Annotated in this window: 11 protein-coding genes and 1 pseudogene; 11 read left to right on the top strand and 1 reads right to left on the bottom strand. The window is 70.3% G+C overall.

Annotation, left to right across the window (positions count from 1 at the left end; translation table 11 throughout):
* Nucleotides 1-548: 548 nt before the first annotated feature.
* The 11 genes and pseudogenes from ACIP93_RS24360 to ACIP93_RS24410 form a co-directional block, all read left to right on the top strand.
* A pseudogene (locus tag ACIP93_RS24360) lies at nt 549-770 on the top strand (IS5/IS1182 family transposase); the annotation flags it as partial.
* Nucleotides 771-971: 201 nt separating this feature from the next.
* Nucleotides 972-1,163 carry an MbtH family protein gene (locus tag ACIP93_RS24365; RefSeq protein ID WP_401761660.1) on the top strand — a complete coding sequence of 64 codons (192 nt, stop codon included), beginning with the start codon at nt 972-974 and terminating at the stop codon, nt 1,161-1,163.
* A 549-nt stretch (nt 1,164-1,712) separates the two neighbouring features.
* Nucleotides 1,713-2,729, top strand: a complete 1,017-nt coding sequence (locus ACIP93_RS24370) for a hypothetical protein (RefSeq protein WP_345226185.1) — start codon at nt 1,713-1,715, stop codon at nt 2,727-2,729.
* A 263-nt stretch (nt 2,730-2,992) separates the two neighbouring features.
* Nucleotides 2,993-3,775 carry a hypothetical protein gene (locus ACIP93_RS24375; RefSeq protein WP_401761662.1) on the top strand — a complete coding sequence of 261 codons (783 nt, stop codon included), beginning with the start codon at nt 2,993-2,995 and terminating at the stop codon, nt 3,773-3,775.
* 85 nt (nt 3,776-3,860) lie between these two features.
* A complete protein-coding gene (locus ACIP93_RS24380; protein WP_401761664.1) occupies nt 3,861-12,293 on the top strand; it encodes an amino acid adenylation domain-containing protein in 8,433 nt (2,810 codons plus the stop codon).
* Between the two features lie 69 nt (nt 12,294-12,362).
* A complete protein-coding gene (locus ACIP93_RS24385; protein WP_345226192.1) occupies nt 12,363-13,979 on the top strand; it encodes an MFS transporter in 1,617 nt (538 codons plus the stop codon).
* Complete coding sequence (locus ACIP93_RS24390; RefSeq protein ID WP_401761665.1) at nt 13,976-14,869, top strand: amino acid ABC transporter permease; 894 nt, start codon at nt 13,976-13,978, stop codon at nt 14,867-14,869. The genes ACIP93_RS24385 and ACIP93_RS24390 overlap by 4 nt, the downstream gene beginning before the upstream one ends.
* Complete coding sequence (locus ACIP93_RS24395; protein ID WP_345226197.1) at nt 14,866-15,687, top strand: amino acid ABC transporter ATP-binding protein; 822 nt, start codon at nt 14,866-14,868, stop codon at nt 15,685-15,687. Before ACIP93_RS24390 ends, ACIP93_RS24395 begins: the two co-directional genes overlap by 4 nt.
* 2 nt (nt 15,688-15,689) lie before the next feature.
* Complete coding sequence (locus tag ACIP93_RS24400; protein ID WP_345226768.1) at nt 15,690-16,619, top strand: ABC transporter substrate-binding protein; 930 nt, start codon at nt 15,690-15,692, stop codon at nt 16,617-16,619.
* Nucleotides 16,616-17,941 carry an MFS transporter gene (locus ACIP93_RS24405; protein ID WP_401761667.1) on the top strand — a complete coding sequence of 442 codons (1,326 nt, stop codon included), beginning with the start codon at nt 16,616-16,618 and terminating at the stop codon, nt 17,939-17,941. The genes ACIP93_RS24400 and ACIP93_RS24405 overlap by 4 nt, the downstream gene beginning before the upstream one ends.
* A 55-nt stretch (nt 17,942-17,996) precedes the next feature.
* Nucleotides 17,997-18,959, top strand: a complete 963-nt coding sequence (locus tag ACIP93_RS24410; RefSeq protein ID WP_345226201.1) for a cyclase family protein — start codon at nt 17,997-17,999, stop codon at nt 18,957-18,959.
* 84 nt (nt 18,960-19,043) lie between these two features.
* Here ACIP93_RS24410 and ACIP93_RS24415 read toward each other — a convergent pair whose 3' ends face one another.
* The gene (locus ACIP93_RS24415) at nt 19,044-19,340 is read right to left on the bottom strand and encodes a hypothetical protein (protein ID WP_401761669.1); all 297 of its coding nucleotides are present in this window, start codon (nt 19,338-19,340) and stop codon (nt 19,044-19,046) included.
* Nucleotides 19,341-19,424 lie beyond the last annotated feature (84 nt).

The following is a 19,424-nucleotide window of genomic DNA, read 5'->3' on the forward strand; positions in this document are numbered from 1 at the left end:
CTCGCCCCGTACTTCCGCTCATCATCATGTCCGGCGGCCCGAAAGGGCACTGCCGACGCACGCAAGAGGGCCGGATCGGTCGCGGGCGCGGGGCCACCGGTCGGCAAAGCACGTGGGTGGACGATGCTCTGCGCTGGGGGGTGTGAGCTCTGTCAGTCGGTCCCGCGCGCCCTCCCGCCCTGCGGCCGGGACGGGGCCGGCCGATGGCGCTCGCGAAGCTCCGCGCACACCCCGGGGACGACGCCACCACGCCGGGGAAGGGGCACCGTCGGCTGGGACGACGTCGTCCACCTGCGAGAGCTGACCGAAGCGCGGGGTCACGAGACCGACGACCAGTCGTCGGTCCGGGAGTACCGCCAGCTCCTCCAGCAGTTGCTCGGCCGCCTTACGCGCGGGGGCCAGGCGTGGTTCCTCGGGACCGGCGTACGGACCGAGGACCTTCACGGCGGCGACGAGCGTCACCGGTCTGCCGTCCTGGGACACCAGAAAGCCGCGCCGTTCGCTGCGGAGGCGCTCCGCCGGACGGGATGCCGCAGAGCTGGACGGAGCCGCCGTGTTTCGGGGTGGCGAAGTCGACGGTGCACCGCCGCTTCACGATCTGGTCGAGAGCCGGTGTCTGGGGCCGGCTCCACGAAGCGGTGGTGCACCGCCTCGATGACGCCGGCCTCATCGATGTCTCCCGTGTGGTGCTGGACTCGGCGCACGTACGGGCAAAAAAGGATCTCCACAGTTCGAGGGGATTGACACCCGTACCCGAAGCCGCGCCTGGACCGGCTCCCTGTCGCGCCCTGTCGCGCGACGAACTCCGGATCTACTGCGATGTCGACAACAGTTCATTTCGCACTGTGAATAAAAGGGTCCGGTACTGAATTCCGGTGGCCCCGGCCGCTTCATTCTGTCACTGTCAGGATGTCGGCCACCCGGCGGCCGAAGCGCTACCGGAATCCGCTTATTCGTCACGGAGGCATCGAATGTCCGAAGATGAGCAGCGCACCTACTCCGTCGTCCGGAACGGAGAGGAGCAGTATTCGGTCTGGCCTGCGGACCGAGAGATCCCCCAGGGCTGGCAGGTGGCAGGATTGTCCGGTTCGAAAGCGGAATGCCTGACGTACATAGAAGAGCACTGGAATGACATGCGCCCCCTGAGCCTGCGGGGGCAGTGAGGGCCTGAGGGACGGGAGTGGCGCAGTCGTGGTCGGAGCCGACCGCCCCGCCGGGGGTGTTCGCTGCAGCCCACGGGCGGGCGGTTGGCACGGCCGTCACCTGCGGTGGTTTCATCAAGAAACACTGCCGTCACATTCGTGGCACGATTCCAGCCCGCCGTGTTACGGTCATCGGTGAAATTTCGGATCGGGATATGTACGGGGGTGACGTTCTCTCCCATGGCTGGCGCTGTAGGATTAGCAGGCTTCCTGGAACGATTGAATTGGTCGCCGGAGCGACTTGCGCGTGAAATCAATCGGCTCTGTGGCGACGGCACAGTCAGTGCCAAAGCCCCATATCATTGGCTGCGCGGCACGTATCCGCGCCGAGAAATTCCTGAAGCCGTTGCCCAGGTCCTGTCGCAGCACCTGAAGGAGACGGTCGACATCGCTTCCGTATGGCCACAGTCACGCCCGAACGGAGCCGCGCCGGTCGTCACCGCGTCGCGCGAGCCCCGGGAGCCGGGTCTGACGCCACTCCTCAAGGACTCGTGCAGCTCGGCCCGGCTGGTGCAGGACGCCTCCGAGACCAACGCCGACGACTCGACCCTGGAGCAGCTGAGGCGCGAACTGAGCAGCATCTCCAGTTCCTATCTGCACGTGCCGCCCAGCTCGCTGGTCTATCGCGCCGTGATGCTGCGCGACCGGCTGGCACGGCTGCTCCAGGGACGGCAGAAGCCGGCACAGCGGCGCGTGCTCCTGTCGCTGGGCGCCAAGTCCTGTGCACTGCTGGCCTGGATGTCGGACGATCTGGGCGACGGCAACGCCGCGTACAACCAGGCGCTGGCCGCCTGGGACCTGGCGGATCTCGCGGACGACAACGAGGCCCGGCGCTGGGTGCGCGTGGTGCAGTCCAGGCAGTCCTACTGGTCACGGAACTTCGTGGAGTCGGCCGAGCGTGCCGTCGACGGCACGACCTGGCCCTCCAGTGACGGGCTCGATGTCTTCCTCAAGCTGATGGCCGCCCGGTCGTGGGCGGCGGCAGGCTTCACCGACCGGGCCCTGGAAGCGCTGCGCGAGTGGGAGCAGGCAGGGGAGGGCGACGCCGTCGGCAGTTGCATCGGCCTCTTCTCCCTCCAGCACGACCGGCAGCGCTACCTCGCCGGGTCCACCCTGCTGACGCTGGGCGAACCCGAGTGGGCCCTGCGGGAGTTGACCGCCTCGCTGGACTGGGCCGGGCGGCTCCCCGCGGGCCAGAGCTTCTACGCCGTGGACGTGCTGGCCAGGGTCGACCTGATGCGGGCCCGGTTACGGCTCGACGACCTGGGAGAGGCGCGCGAAATCCTGGAGCCCGTCTTCGCCCTGGAGCCGGACAAGCTGATCAACATGGTCATGCTCACGTTGCGCAACGCGGCGGCCGAACTGCGCCGCGACGCGGCCGGCGGCAACGGCGGGAGCACACGGGAGAAGGGCGACGAATCGGCCCGCCGGAACCGCACTGCGGCCGTTCATGAAATCGCGGACAGGATCGACGATTTCCTCGGATCGGTTCTCGAAGTGTCTCGTCTGGCACAGCTGGAGGGCTGAGCGAACCGGCCTGTTCAGACGGCCTCGGACAAAGTGTCTCGAACAAAGAGCAGCGATACGGGCACCCGCTCCCAAGGAGCGGGTGCCCGATTTTCGTATGCGTGTCCGGGGAAGCGGTGTTCACCAGCGGCTCTACCGGTCAAGTTGACCAATCTGACTGCGTTCTCACGAAGTTGACCCCGGATCCGCTTTCCGGCCACGGTGCCGCCCTATTGACTGAGGGAGGAACTTCAACCGGTGGTCCCGGAGGGGAGCGGAGAATCATGGATCGGGTTCTGCTGACGACAAAGGACGACTTCTCGCACGAGCACATTCTCGCGGTGGTCAAGAAGGAATACTTTGCCGTCCTGGTGAAGGACTTCTGCAGCCCGGAGAGCCTCAAGCGGGCACAGGAGGAACTTTCCTCCTACCGTGCCCGCGAACAGTCCACTGTGGACAGCGACTTCTGGCGCCTGGGGTTCCCCTATTCCGAGATCACCGACGAGGCGACACGGCGCAAGTACCACGACGAAGCTCAGCCTTCGATGGCCAGGCTGCGGAAAATTTTCGCTCCTTACGCCTCCCCGGAGGACGAATTGCGGCTGACCCTCGACGAGCGCTGGCCGTCCGGTGCCGAACTCATGCGCGTGAACGGCGAGAAGTGCTTCGTCGGCGTGGCCCGGTTCCAGGGGAACAACGTGGATCTCGTACCGCACAGCGACCGGGTGGAGCGGTTCCTGCCCGAGGGCTATCAGGCCCGTCTGCAGGCACAGCTGTCCACCAACATCTATGTGGACATTCCGGACGTGGGTGGCGAGCTCGAAATGTGGGACATCGAGCTCGACGAGGAGGAGTACCAGCGCCGGGTCGGCGACCGCGCCTACGGAATCGACCGCGCCGAACTCCCCGAGCCCACCGTGGTGGTGAAGCCCGAACCGGGAGACCTGGCGCTCCTGAACCCGCGGCTGATCCACGCCGTACGGCCGTCGAGCGACGCCACCCGCATCACGATAGGCAGCTTCATCGGCTACCTCGGTGAGGACCGGCCGCTCGTCTACTGGAGCTGACCGGAGCCACGGATCCCCGCCACACCCCCTCGTGCCGCCGGTCCGGCGGTGCGCGGCCTCGCCACGTCGATTTCAGGGATGGGAAATGCGAATTCCAGCTCAAGACGCGCAGGAAGCACGTTTCTCGCTTTCGCGCGCCCAGCACGAGACGTGGCTGGCACACCAACTGAACCCCGGTGGCCAGGGCCTGCGCATCGGCGAGTACCTGGAGCTCCACGGCTCCCTCGACATCGGGATCTTCGAGTCGGCGCTCCGCGAGGCGGTCGCCGAGGCGGAGCCGCTCCACGTGAGGTTCGGCGACGAGGCATCGGGCGAGGGGGAGCCCGGAGGCGACAGGCAGGGAGAGGCCGGCGAGTACGGCCACGGCGGCGGGCTCCGGCAGTGGATCACTCAGCAGAGCGACTGGGCCCTCCCGGTCGTCGATCTCCGTGCGGAGCCCGATCCGCTCCGCGCGGCCCGTGCCTGGATGCGCGCCGACCTGGACAGGCCGCTGGACCCGGCCCAACACCCCTTGTTCTCCTACGCGTTGCTCCTGCTGGAAACGGGCAGGACCCTTTGGTACCAGGGGCCGCACCGCCTCGTCATGGACGAGCGGGCGATGTCGCTCCTCGCCGCCCGGGTGGCCGCGCTGTACACGGCGCGGCTCACGGGTCTCGACGCGCGGCCCACGCCGTTCGGTCCGCTGCGCACGCTCGTCGACAGCGACCACGCGTACCAGAACTCCCCGGCCGCAGAGGCCGACCGGCGCTACTGGCAGAGCCGGCTGGCGGGCCTGCCGGAGCCCGTGCGGCTGCCGGAGGAGCACGCGGACCCCGAAGACCTCTGGCACACCGGCACGTTCGAAGTGCCCGGCGACACCTCCGGTACTCGGCAGGCCGATCCCTCCGACCCGGCACCCGGCGCTCAGCACACGGACCCCACCGACCTGGTGACCGCGGCCCTGGCCGGCTATCTGCACCGGCTCACCGGTCGCGGCGACCTCGTGGTCGGCCTGTCGCTGCCCGCCCGCCCCGACGACACTCTCGACCGCGTGCCGGGCCCCGTCGCCAACGTGCTGCCGCTCCGGCTGTCCGTACGGTCCGACACCGCCCTCGCCGACCTCGTGCAGCAGGTGTCCGAGCGGGCCCGCGAGGCCCGTGCGCATCAGCGTCACCGCGGTGAGGACATCGCCCGCGACCTCTCGCTGCGCGGCGGCACCAGGGACTTCACAGGGATCACCGTGCGGAGCGCACCGGAGGCATCCCCCCTGCGGTTCGGGCAGGTCGAGGCCACGGCGCACCAGGTGCCAGGACGCGACCGCGCCGATCTGGCCGTCGTCGTCCGGCCGTCCCCCGCAGCGGGGGCGCCGACCGTGGTCGAGCTGACCTCCTCAGGGGGACGCGCCGCACTCGACGCGCACCTGGACCGGCTCCGCCGCGTCGTCCGCGCCTTCGCCGCTCCGCACGCGCCGTCGCTGACGCTGGCAGACCTCGACCTGCTGGCCGAGGGTGAGCGGGAGCGGCTGCTGGTCGAATGGAACGGGCCGACGGCACACGTGCCGGAGACCTCTGTGGTGGACCGGTTCGCGGCGCAGGCCCTGCGGACGCCGGACGCGGACGCGGTGGTCTTCGGCGAACTGCGGGTTTCGTACGGAGAGCTGGACGCGGCATCGGACCGGCTCGCGCAGCTGCTCGCGGCGCGTGGGGTGGGACCGGAGTCCGTCGTGGGTCTGGTGCTGCCGCGCTCCGTCGACATGGTGGTCGCGCTGCTCGCCGTACTGAAGGCGGGCGGGGCGTATCTGCCGGTGGACCCGGAGTACCCGGCCGAGCGCGTCGCGTACGTGCTGGGCGACGCGGCCCCCGCACTCGTACTCTCCACCACCGGTTCGGCCGCGCCGTTCGGTGCGCGCTCCCGCGGCTGGCTGTTGCTGGACGACCCCTCGACGATGCCCGAACCGGCCTCCGCACCCGCAGACGCGTCAGCCGTGCGGCCCGCGATACAGCCTCAGCATCCCGCGTACGTCATCTACACCTCGGGCTCGTCCGGCCGGCCCAAGGGAGTTGTCGTCCCGCACGCCGGGCTGCCCAACCTGATCAGCGCTCAGGCGGACCGGCTCGGCGTCCGCCCGGAGAGCCGGGTCCTGCAGTTCGCGTCGCCGAGCTTCGACGCGTCCGTGTCCGACATGTTCGTGGCCCTCTGCTCGGGGGCGACGCTGGTCGTGGCCCCGGTGGAGCGGCTGCTGCCAGGGCCGGCCCTGACCGAGACGGTTCGACGGTACGGGGTGACGCATCTGAAACTGCCGCCGACCGCGCTCGCCGCCATGCCGCAGGACGGCCTCCCGGCCGGACTCACCCTGTCCGTCGCCGGAGAGCCGAGCACCAGGAGCCTGGTGGCCCAGTGGGCTCCGGGCCGCAGGCTCGTCAACATCTACGGCCCCACCGAGGCGACCGTGTGCGCCACGATGAGCGAGCCCCTCAGCGGCGACGACCCGTGGGAGGTGCCGCCGATCGGGCGTCCGCTGCCCAACACCTCGGCGTTCGTGCTGGATGCGGAGCTGTCACCGGTGCCGGTGGGTGTTCCCGGTGAGCTGTTCCTGGCGGGGGCCGGTCTGGCCCGCGGCTACCTGGGGCGTCCCGCGCTCACTGCTGAACGCTTCCTGCCGAATCCGTTCGGTGCCGGGGAACGCATGTACCGCACCGGCGACCTCGTGCGCTGGACCGCCGAGGGGACGCTTGAGTACCTCGGCCGCGGCGACGACCAGGTCAAGATCCGTGGGTTCCGCATCGAACTCGGCGAGGTCGAGACCGCACTCGCCGCCGCCCCCGGAGTCGCCCGCGCCGCGGTCGCGACCCATGCCGACGCGTTCGGGGCCCAGCAGCTCACCGGCTACGTCGTACCGGACGGGAACACCACTGTGGACCCGACCGCGGTGCGCGACCGGCTGCGCGGCGAACTGCCCGCGTTCATGGTGCCCGCCGCGGTGCTCGTCCTGGACGGGCTGCCGCTCACACCCAACGGCAAACTGGACCGGCGTGCCCTGCCCGCCCCGGCGTTCGGCGGTCCGTCGGGCGGCCCCAGGACTCCCGTGGAAGAAGTCGTCGCCGGGCTGTTCGGACAGGTGCTCGGACTGGACGACGTGAGCATCGAGGAGAGCTTCTTCGACCTGGGCGGCCACTCACTGTCCGCGACCCGGTTGGCCGCGCGGATCCGCTCCGTCTTCGGACTCGAACTGGGCCTCAGGGAGCTCTTCGAGGCACCCACGGTGGCCGCGCTCGCCCGGCGGCTGTCCGGGGCCCGGACCGCGAGGCCCGTGCTGCGCGGGGGAGCCCGCCCCGACGTACTGCCGCTGTCCTTCGCGCAGGCCAGGCTCTGGTTCCTGTACCGCGTGGAGGGCCCCTCCCCGACGTACAACATCTCCTCGGCGATCCGGCTCTCCGGCGCGCTGGATGTGCAGGCACTCACCGCGGCGCTGGGTGACGTCGTCGAGCGGCACGAGAGCCTGCGCACCGTCTTCCCCGACGTGGACGGCGTTCCGCGCCAGGAGATCCGCACCGGCGAGGACGCCCGACCCGACGTGACCTTCCGGACGGTGCGCGAGGAGGATCTCGACGCGCGGATGCGCGAGGCCGCCCGGCATGCCTTCCGGCTCGACGAGGAACTCCCCGTCCGGGGCTGGCTGTACGAGGTCGAAGGCCCCGAGCCGCACCACGTGCTTCTGCTGATGCTGCATCACATCACCGGCGACGGCTGGTCGATGGGCAAACTGTGGCGCGATCTCGCGGAGGCCTACACCGCCAGGCGCGCCGGCGCCGCACCGGGCTGGGCACCGCTGCCCGTGCAGTACGCCGACTACGCGCTCTGGCAGCGCGAACTGCTCGGCGACCCCCAGGACCGCTCCAGCCTGATCTCGCAACAACTCGGCTACTGGCAAAAGCATTTGGCAGGGCTCCCGGACCGCATCGACCTGCCCACCGACCGGCCGCACCCCGCCGTCATGTCCCACCGGGGCGAGACCTTCACCGTCCGCTTCGACGCCGAACTGCACGACAAGCTGGCCCAGTTGGCCCGTGCGTCGGACGCGAGCCTGTTCATGGTGGTGCATGCGGGCCTCGCCGCCCTGCTCTCCCGGCTCGGCGCGGGGGACGACATCCCCGTCGGCGGGCCCACCGCCGGCCGGCTGGACGAGAGCCTGGACGACCTCGTGGGCTTCTTCGTCAACACCATGGTGCTGCGCGCCGACACCTCCGGCCGGCCCTCGTTCCGCGAACTGGTGGCACGGGTCCGCGAAACGGACCTGGACGCCTTCGCCCACCAGGACCTCCCCTTCGAGCGCGTCGTGGAGGCCGTCAACCCCACCCGCTCGCTGGCCCACCACCCGCTCTTCCAGGTCAGCCTGGCCTGGCAGATCACCCGCGGCGAGCTGACCATGCCCGGCCTCGACGTGACGCCGCTCCTGGTCGACAACGGCACCTCCAAGTTCGACCTGGTGATGCACTTCTTCGAGCACCGCACCGAGGACGGCGACCCCCAGGGCCTCGAAGGACACGTCGAGTTCAACCTGGACGTCTTCGACCGGGCGACCGCCGAGGGGATCGCCGACCGGCTGGAGCGACTGCTGCGCGCCGCAGTCGAGGCCCCCGACCTCGCCCTCGACCGGATCGACCTGCTCGCCGACGGGGAACGGCAGCAGCTGCTGACCGACTGGAACGGGCCTGCGGTCGCGCCGCCGCCCGACACGATCGCCGACCGGTTCGCCGCCCGCGCGGCCGACGACCCCGGCGCGGACGCGGTGGTGTTCGGCGACCTGCGCGTCTCGTACGGGGAGCTGGACGCCGCATCGGACCGGCTCGCGCGACTGCTCGCTTCGCGGGGTGTGGGCCCGGAGTCCGTGGTCGGTCTGGTGCTGCCGCGCTCCGTCGACATGTTCGTCGCGGTACTGGCCGTACTGAAGGCGGGCGGGGCGTATCTGCCGGTGGACCCGGAGTACCCGGCCGAGCGCGTCGCGTACGTGCTGGGCGACGCGGCGCCCGCACTCGTACTCTCCAGCACCGGGCAGGCCGCGCGGTTCGAGGAACTGAGCGCGTCCTGGACCCTGCTGGACGCGCCGGGCACCGTGACCGAGCTGGAGTCCACGGCCTTGGCGTCACCGGACTCGGAGCCCCGGGACCGTACGACCGCCTTCGAGCGGCCCGCCGTACGCCCGGAGCAGCCCGCCTACGTCATCTACACCTCGGGCTCCACGGGCCGGCCCAAGGGTGTGGTCCTGCCGCACGGCGCCCTCGACAACCTCCTCGCCGCGCTGTCGGACCGCTTCGCCCTGGACGCGGACGACCGCTGGCTGGCGATCACCACCTTCGCCTTCGACATCGCGACGGTCGAACTGCTGCTGCCGCTGACCTGCGGCGCCGCGGTCGTACTCGCCGACCGTGACACCGTACGGGACCCGCAGGCGCTCGCGAAGGAGATCGCCTCGCACGACGTGACGCATCTGCAGGCCACCCCGTCCCTGTGGAAGGCCCTGGTGCACGAGGCGCCCACCAGCCTGACCGGACTGACCGGGCTGACCGGCGGCGAGGCGCTGCCCACCGAGCTCGCCCAGGACCTGTGCGCGCTCGGCGTACGACTGAGCAACCTCTACGGGCCCACCGAGACCACCATCTACTCCACGGGCGGCGAGGTCCGCCCCGACAGCCCAGTCACCATCGGGCGACCGCTGCCCAACACCTCGGCGTTCGTGCTGGATGCGGAGCTGTCACCGGTGCCGGTGGGTGTTCCCGGTGAGCTGTTCCTGGCGGGGGCCGGTCTGGCCCGCGGTTACCTGGGGCGCCCCGCGCTCACCGCTGAACGCTTCCTGCCGAACCCGTTCGGTGCCGGGGAACGCATGTACCGCACCGGCGACCTCGTGCGCTGGACCGCCGAGGGGACACTGGAGTACCTCGGACGCGGCGACGACCAGGTCAAGATCCGTGGGTTCCGCATCGAGCTCGGCGAGGTCGAGACCGCACTCGCCGCCGCCCCCGGAGTCGCCCGCGCCGTCGTCGCACCGCGCGCCGATGCCCTCGGCGCCCAGCAGCTCATCGGCTACGTCGTACCCGCCAAGGACACCGAGGCGGAGGACGAGCTGCGCGCCCAGCAGCTCGGCGACTGGGAGCAGATCTGGAACGACGTCTACCGGGCGGCCGACACAGGAGCCCTCGGCGAGGACTTCTCCGGCTGGAACTCCAGCTACGACGAGGCGCCCATTCCGCTGGACGAGATGGCCGAATGGCTCGACCGCACCGTCACCGCCATCGGCGGACTGCGGCCCCGACGGATCCTGGAGATCGGCGTCGGCAGCGGACTGCTGCTGTCCCGCCTGGCGGGGGAGTGCGACGAGTACTGGGGCACCGACCTCTCCAAGGAGGTCGTCGCGGCGCTCGGCGCCAAGGTCTCCGCCGACCCGGCGCTCCGCGACCGGGTACGGCTGCACACCGCGCCCGCCGACGACCTCTCCGCCCTCCCGCAGGGTCACTTCGACACCGTCGTGCTGAACTCCGTCGTCCAGTACTTCCCCAGTGGCGCCTACCTCGCCGAAGTCCTGCGCAACGTGACCGCCCTGCTCACCCCGGGCGGCACCGTCTTCGTCGGCGACGTCCGCAACCTGCACCTGGCCCGTACCTTCCACGGCGCGACCCAACTGCACCGCCTCAGCGGCGCCACGACACCGGCCGAAGCCCGGCACGCGATCGAACAGCGCGCCCTGCGGGAGAACGAACTGCTGGTCGCCCCCGAGTTCTTCGCCGCGCTCAGCCACGACGCACCCGAGTTCGCCGCCGCCGGCATCGCCCTCAAGCGGGGCTGGTACGACAACGAGCTGTCCCGCTACCGCTACGACGTCGTCCTGCACACCGCACCCCCGCGGACCGTGCCCGCCGAGTCCCTGCCCGTACTGCGCTGGGGCCACGACGTGGGCTCCGCCGAGCAGTTGGAGCAGCGGCTGCGCACCCTGCCGTCGGCCGTACGGGTCACCGGCGTCCCCAACCGGCGGCTGGCGGCGGACGTCCGTACCGTACGCGCGTTGGAAGCCGGGCACACGAGGGGCGACGTCCTGGAACCGTCCGCCTCCGCGGCTCCCGGCACGGTGGTGCCGGAAAGTCTGCACCGGCTGGGTGAACAGCTCGGACGGCCGGTGACCACCCTGTGGTCGCAGGAGGGCGCCGACCTGTTCGACGCGGTCTTCCTTGCGGCGGACGCTTCGTCCTCCCCCGTTGTCGTGACCGCACCGCGCCCCGTCGGCGACCCGGCCTCCTTCAGCAACAACCCCGCCGCCTCCCGCGACGTCGGGCAACTGGGCACGGTCGCACGCGAGTTCGTCCGGCTGCGGCTGCCCGACTACATGGTGCCCGCCTCGGTGGTGGTGCTCGACGCCATGCCGATGACCGCCAACGGGAAGGTCGACCGCAAGGCGCTGCCCGCCCCGGTGTTCCACGCCGGCAGCGGGTCCCGGCGGCCGCGCACTCCGGTGGAGGAGGTGCTGACCGGGCTGTTCGCCGAGGTGCTCGGCCTGCCCTCGGTCGGTGTGGAGGACAACTTCTTCGACCTCGGCGGGCACTCCCTGCTGGCCACCCGGCTGGTGGAGAAGGTGCGCTCGGCCTTCGGCGCCGAACTGGGGGTGCGCGCACTGTTCGAAGCGCCGACCCCTGCCGGACTCGCCCGCCGGGTCGGCTCGGAGGACGACGGGGGCGGGCTCGACGTGCTGTTCCCGCTGCGCGCCAAGGGCGAACTGCCGCCGCTCTTCTGCGTCCATCCACTGGGCGGCCTCGGCTGGTCCTACGCAGGGCTGCTGCCGTACGTCGACCGGCGCCGACCGGTGTACGCGCTGCAGGCCCGCGGTGTCGCCGAACCCGGCATCCGTCCCGGCTCGATCGCCGAGATCGCGGCCGACTACGTCGCGCAGATCCGCATGCTCCAGCCGTCCGGGCCCTATCACCTCCTCGGCTGGTCCTTCGGCGGGATCGTCGCGCAGACCATGGCGGCCCAGCTGCACGACGCGGGGGAGCGCGTGGACCTCCTCGCCGTCGTCGACATCGGACCGTACCCACGCGAGCGGGGCCACGAGCCCATCGACCGCGACGTGCTGCACCTGCTGTGCGAGGCGGTCGGCGTGGACACGGCGGAACTGCCGGAAGGAGTGACGGGCCCCGAGGGCGTCGCCGAGGCGATCAAGGCGGGCGGCTCACTCGCCGACGCCCTGCCCGCGCAGCGCGAACTCCTCGCCCTCGTGGACGTCATCAGGCACCACTTCCGGCTGCGGCAGGAGTTCGAGCCGAGCAGGTACGCAGGAGACCTGCTGCTCTTCCGGTCGGTGACCGACGCCCCGGGAACGGCCGGTGCGCCAGAGGTCCGGCTGCTCGATCGGGAGTGGGAGCCCTATGTCGCCGGACACATCGCGCAGCACGACGTGGCCCGGCCGCACAGCGAGCTGATGCGGCCGCAGGCGCTGAAGGTGATCGGGCCGGTCCTCGCCGAGGCGCTGGACCCGCTCGGGCCGCCGGCCTGACCGGGCTGCGGCACGCAAACCAACGACATCGAGAGACGAGAGAGCAACCGTGTGCGGGAATGGGGCGGCGTGATCACTGAGACCAACCGGAAGTGGTGGGTGCTGGTAGGCGTCAGCACGCTGAGCTTTCTGGGCTGTATCGACCTGACGATCGTGAACACGGCCGCACCGGCCATCCGCCAGGAGCTGGACGCGGACGTCGCCCAACTCCAGCTGATCGTCAACATCTTCATCGTCGCGCTGTCCATGTTCATGGTGACGGCCGGCCGGCTCTCCGACCTGTTCGGCAGGCGGAAGGTGCTCTACATCGGAGCCGGGCTGTTCGGCCTCGCCTCGCTCGGCGCGGGACTGGCCACGGAGATCGAGTGGCTGATCGCCTTCCGCTTCCTCCAGGGAGCGGCCTGCGCGGTGCTGTACACCAGCTCCAGCACCATCGTCTCGGACGCCTTCCCCGAGGAGCAGCGGGGCCGGGCCATCGGCGCGCTGTTCGGAGTCAACGGCGTCGGCCTCGCCGTCGGGCCGATGCTCGGCGGATTCATCGTCGGCTGGCTGGACTGGCACTGGGTGTTCTGGATCAATGTGCCGCTCACCGCCGTGGCACTGCTGATCTGCGCCTTCAGCGTCCGTGAATCGCGCGGCGGCGAGGACGGCGCACGGATCGACTGGCCGGGTCTTGTCCTCGTCGGGCTCGCACTGTCCGGGCTGATCTTCGGGCTGACCTTCAACGACACCTTCGGATGGGGTTCCTGGCAGGTGCTCGGACCGCTCGGCGTCGGGGTCGTCGCCCTGGTGCTGTTCGTCGTGGTGGAGCGGAAGGCCGAGTTCCCGATCGTCCGCTTCGAGCTGTTCCGCAACCGGCTGTTCGTCAGCGCCCTGTCGGCGGACTTCGCGCTGGCGTTCTTCTACACCCTCGCGCTGTTCCTGATGCCGCTGTACCTGAGCTGGGTACGGGACTACGGCGAGCTCACCATCGGGCTGATGATGCTGCCGACCACGGCGACGATGGCGATCGCCTCACCGTTCGTGGGGCGGCTCGTCGAGCGGGTCGGGCCGAGGCCGCTGCTGTCCTTCGGTTTCGCGGCCTTCGCGCTGTCGGCTCTCTGCCAGTCGATGCTGAAGCCCGACAGCAGCCTCGGGTTCGTCATCCTCTCGTTCGCGCTGATGGGCATCGGCTGGGCATTCGTCCTGGGCCCGGCCGCGGTGGCAGCCCTCTCGTCGGTGCCCGACCGGATGGCCGGGCTCGCGGTCGGCTCCACCTGGACCTTCCACAACTTCGGCGGCGCCGTCGGCCTCGCCGTGGGCATGACCGTCTACCGCTCCTCCGCCGAGGGCTCCCTGGTCGAGAACCTGACCGCCCGGGGCGTGGAGACCGGCTCGTGGACCAAGGAGGCCGTCACCAACCCCGACGCGGCGCTCGTCCTGCTCAAGGAGCACGGCTCGATCACCGGCAAGGAGGCCGACGATCTCCTGGACTCGCTCTTCTCCGCGGGCGATCAGGCCGCGATGTGGCTGCTGGCCGGCACCTCGCTGGCCGCGCTGCTGGTCATCCTGCTGCTCGGCCGCGGCCGTGGTGGCGGCGCTTCCGCCGAGCAGGGGCCCGGTGCCGCCGACGTACCCCAGCAGTCGGCGGGCGCCGGGCACGCCGCGGTGCCCGAGGCCGAGCCGGACGTAAGGACACCACGATGAGCGGACTGGGCACACTCACCCCACCACAGCACCAGGAGACCCCGGAACCGGTCGTTCCGCTGCGGCACTACGGGCGCTGGGCCGCGGTACTGGCAGCGCTGCTGGTCCTCCTCGTGGTGATCAGGTCGGTGGTCACCAACCGCAACTTCGACTGGCCCGTGGTGTGGCGCTACTTCACCGCCCAGAGCGTGCTGGACGGCCTCGTCCTCACGCTGTGGCTGACCGCGGTGACCGTCGTCATCGGCTTCCTGCTGGGCGCCGTGCTCGCCACCATGCGGCTCTCCCGCAACCCGGTGCTGGCATCGCTGAGCTGGGGATACGTCTGGCTGTTCCGCTCGACGCCGCTCCTCGTGCAGCTGCTGTTCTGGTTCAACATCGGCGCGCTGTATCCGACGCTGACACTCGGGCTGCCCTTCGGTGGCCCCACCTTCCACACCTTGGACATGGTCAATCTGATCGGGCCCACGGCGGCCGCGGTGATCGGGCTGACGCTGCACGAGGCCGCGTACGCCGCGGAGATCATCAGGGGCGGCCTGCTCTCCGTGGAGCACGGCCAGACGGAGGCGTCCCAGGCGCTCGGCCTGAGCAGGTTCCGCACCTTCCGGAAAATCGTGCTGCCCCAGGCGATGCGCTCGATCATCCCGGCCGCGGGCAACATGCTGATCGGCACGCTCAAGGGAACCTCCATGGTGAGCGTGCTCGCCGTCGAGGACCTCCTCTACGCCACGCAGCTCATCTACAACCGCAACTACCAGATCATTCCGCTGCTGATGGTGGCCACGGTCTGGTACGTCGTCGTGACGAGCGTGCTGTCCGCCGTCCAGTACTACGTGGAACGCCACTACGCCCGGGGCAGCGTCCGCCGGGCAGCCGGAAAGGCGGCCCGATGAACGCGCCAGGCACACCCACGGACGCCGCGGTCCCCATGGTCCGGGTCCGCGGCCTGACCAAGCGGTACGGCACCGTCCCGGTGCTGAACGGAATCGACCTGGACGTCCTGCGCGGCGAGGTGACCTGCGTCATCGGCCCCTCGGGCTCCGGCAAGAGCACCTTGCTGCGCTGCCTGAACCACCTGGAGCGGATCGACGCGGGCACCGTGGAGATCGACGGCCGGCTGATCGGCCACCGCCGCCGCAACGGCAAGCTCCACGAGCTGAAGGAGTCCGCCATCGCACGCCGCAGGGCCGACATCGGCATGGTGTTCCAGAGCTTCCACCTGTTCCCGCACCTGACGGTGCTGGAGAACCTCGTCGAAGCCCCGACGGCAGTGCGGAAACTGTCCCGGCAGGACGCCGAACGCACCGCGGGCGACCTGCTGGAGCGGGTCGGCCTCGCCGGACGGCAGGACGCGTACCCGCGCCACCTCTCCGGCGGCCAGCAACAGCGCATCGCGATAGCCCGCGCACTGGCGATGGAGCCCAAACTGATGCTCTTCGACGAGCCCACCAGCGCCCTCGACCCCGAACTCGTCGGCGAGGTCCTGGACGTGATGCGCGACCTCGCCGCCAGCGGGATGACCATGGTCGTCGTCACCCACGAGATGGCGTTCGCCCGGCAGGCCGCCGACACGGTCGTACTCCTGGACTCCGGTGAGGTCGTCGAGAGCGGACCGCCGGAACAGGTACTCGTCGATCCGCGCGAGGCCAGGACGAGGGAGTTCCTCGCCCGGGTCCTTGAGCACACCCCCGCCGGCCGGGAGGCGAGGTGACCATGCCGCCCTCCTGGACGTCCCGCACCCGTACGAGACTGGCCCTGGGCCTGTGCGCGTTGCTGACCGCGACCGCGTGCGGCACCTCCGGGGCACAGCTGCCCGGCGAGATCGACCCCTCGCAGGACGTGCTGTCCAAGGTGTCGCGCGTCGACGCCATCGCGGCGCAGCTCCCCGCGGCCGTTCGCGCGTCGGGCCGCATCAAGGTCGCGACCGCGGCCAAGGGCAGCGCACCCGTCCGCTACTACACGGAGGACACCAAGGAACTGGTCGGCGTCGAGATCGACCTGCAGAAGGCCGTGGGCAAGGTGCTGGGCGTCCGGATGGAGAGCGAGGACGCCACCTTCGACCAGATCATCCCGGCGATCAGGTCCGGGCGCTACGACATCGGGCAGGGCAACTTCGGAGTGACCGAGGAACGCAAGAAGCAGGCCGACTTCGTCACGTACTACGACGACGGATTCGGTTTCCTGGTACGGGCCCAGCGCAAACAGCCGCCCGTCCGCGAGGTGTCGGACCTCTGCGGGCTGCGGGTCGGCACCAACGCGGGAACCAGCTTCGAGGAGCTGCTGCACAACAACGCCTCGAAGTGCGCGGCGAAGGGCAAGGACAGCTACCGCGTCTCCGTGTACCGGGGCACCGCCGACAGCATGCTGGCGCTGTCCCAGAACAAGATGGACGTCCTGGTCCTGTCCAGCGTGTTCCTCCAGTACGCCGCCGAACGCCAGCCGCACCGGCTCACCTACGTCAACAAGATCTACAACGAGCACATCGGCTTCCTGCTGAAGGCCGGATCCCCGCTCACCAAGCCCCTGCAGCTCGCCACCCAGGAACTCATGGAAAGCGGCGTCTACCAGCAGATCATGAAGAAGTGGGGGCTCGAATCGGCGATGATCGACAGGTCGCTCGTGAACCCCCCGGGGCTGAAGTGACCCCGAAGAAGTCCGGGGCTCTCCGCGTCCGCGACCGGCACTCCCCGCCCCGGGCGGTGCGCAGGTCGCTCGTCGCCAGCGTCGTGGGCAACGCCCTGGAGTGGTACGACTGGAACGTCTACGCGGTCTTCGCCACGTTCCTCGCGTCGGCCCTCTTCGACAAGTCCGATCCGCTGTCGGCGCTGCTGAGCACGTTCGCCGTGTTCGCGGTCGGCTTCGTGACCCGTCCGCTCGGCGGCGTGCTGTTCGGCGCGCTGGCCGACCGGATCGGGCGACGGGCGGTGCTCGTCGCCACGATGCTGCTGACGGCGGCCAGCAGCCTGGTCGTCGGCCTGACTCCGGGTTACGACAGCATCGGCGTCTGGTCCTCGGTGCTTCTGCTCCTCGCCCGGCTCGCCCAGGGGCTCGGGCACGGCGGCGAGTCCGCAGCAGCCTTCGCATACGTGTCGGAACTGGCCCCACCCGCCCGGCGCGGCCTGTGGTCGAGCTCGGTCTTCACCGGTGTCTCCGCGGGCACCCTGCTGGCCACCGGCCTGGGCGCGGTCCTGACGGCCGTGCTCCCCACCGAAGCCCTCGCCTCGTGGGGGTGGCGGGTCCCCTTCATGGTCGGCGGGCTGCTCGGCGTGTTCGCCCTCCATCTGCGGCGCACCGCAGTGGAGAGCGACGTGTTCGAGGAACAACAGTCCGCGGACGGCGGCGGCACGGCGGCGGCCGAGCGGGCGGCCTGGCCCCGGCGCAGACTGATCGGTGCCGGACTCCGCATAGTGATCATCACCGCCAGCATCGGGGTCATGTACTACTCCTGGATCGTCTTCGGCGCCGGCAACGCCGTGAGCCGGCACGGGATGCCCGCCAACGAGGCCTTCACGGCGGGATTCGCGGCCCAGTTCATCGGGCTCCTGAGCCTGCCGCTCTGGGGCCGCCTCTCCGACCGGTACGGGCGCAGACCCCTGGCGCTCGGCTATGCGCTGGGCTGTGCGGTGTTCGCCTTCCCGATCACGCTGATGGTCGGCGCCGAGCCGGAGACACTGTTCGCCTCGGAACTGTCCGCCGTACTGCTGTGGGCCATGATGGCCGCCATCTACCCGGCCCTGGTCTCGGAGATGCTGCCGACGAATTTCCGCAGCAAGGGCATAGGCATCGCGACCTCCCTGGCGAACACGGTGTTCGGCGGCAGCGCACCCTATCTCGGCCAACTGCTGGAGAACGCCGGCCTGTCCTGGATCTTCACCCTGTACGCCACCGTGCTGTGCCTGCTGAGCGCGGTCGCTGCACTGACGATGCGCGAGACACGGGGAATCGACCTGGCCGGCATGAAGTGATCCGTTCCACCGGGGCTCCGCACCACTGAACTGCCCACAGCTGAAAGGCCTGCTCATGACTGATCCCGTCACCGCCGCCACCGAACCCCCCGCCGACCCGGAGGTGCCCGACGTACGGGCCCTGGGCGCCCGGCTGAGCAACTGGGGCCGCTGGGGCGCCGACGACGAACGCGGCACCACCAACCTGATCACCCCCGCCCGCATCGTCGAGGCGGCGAAGCTGGTCCGTACCGGCGAGGTGTTCGACCTCGGGATCCCCCTCGACTCCGACGGCCCGCAACCCGGCGGGTTCCGCGTCAACCCGATCCGGCTGATGTCCGAGAACGGTCAGGAGCAGGAACTGCCGGGCGGCCTGACCTGGGCGGACGACTACGTCTTCATGCCGCTGCAGGCCGGCAGCCAGTACGACGCGCTGTCCCACATCCACTACGACGGCCGGCTCTACAACGGTCACCCCAGCCGGGACGTGACGAGCAAGGGCGCTCAGCGCTGCGGCATCCACACCCAGGCCAACGGCATCACCGGCCGCGGTGTGCTGCTCGACATCGCAGGCCTGAACGGCGTCGACTGGCTGCCCGGCGGCCACCTCATCTCCCCGGCCGACCTGGAGGAGGCCGAACGGGCCCACGGCGTCACGGTGGGTCCCGGTGACATCCTGTTGCTGCGCACCGGCTGGTGGCGGAAGTTCACCTCCGACCGAGACGCGACGGCGTTCATGGACACCGAACCCGGTCTCGGCCTGGCCTGCGCCGAGTGGCTGCGGGACCGGGACGTCGCGGTGGTCGGCGCCGACAACCACGCGATCGAGGTGGTGCCGGGCGAGAACAAGGCGGGCATGTTCGAACTGCACATGGTGCTGATCCGGGACATGGGCGTCACGCTGGCGGAGATCCTGGACCTGGAAGCCCTGGCGGCGTCCTGCGCGGCAGACGGCGTCTACGAATTCCTCTACGCGGGATCACCACTGAAGTTCACCCGCGCGGTGGGCTCGCCGATCAACCCCCTGGCCATCAAGTAGCCGCCCCGGGAGAGCGACGGCCGGGACGAGCCGGGCCCCGACGGGCCCGGGAATGCGCAGGACGCCGCCCCCCCCGCACCCCTGCTACAGGATTTCCGGGGGCTCCTTGCGTACGGGCGCGCGGAACGCGGCATCCAGTGCCTTGAGGTCCTCGTCGGTGAGGCTGATGCCGAGGGCGGCGTGATTGTCCTCCACGTGCGCCACCGTCGAAGCCCTGGGAACGGCGATGACGTCGTCGCGCCGCAGCACCCGGGCGAGCGCCTCCCGGTCACCATGCCGACGTCGGCCACCGCCTTGCGGCCGCGACGGAGCCTCCGGCACCACCCGCTGGAACAACTCCCACAACTCGTCCGGCACCAGCCGCTCGACGATCCCCACCACGACCAACACTTCACCGGGCTAGCCAGATGAGCTGATCTCTTAGCCGTACGCCCCGAAGGGTGCCCGGCAGGGAAAACCCCTGTT

The organism is Streptomyces sp. NPDC088745 (genome assembly GCF_044751045.1).
Taxonomy (GTDB): Bacteria; Actinomycetota; Actinomycetes; order Streptomycetales; family Streptomycetaceae; genus Streptomyces; species Streptomyces cremeus.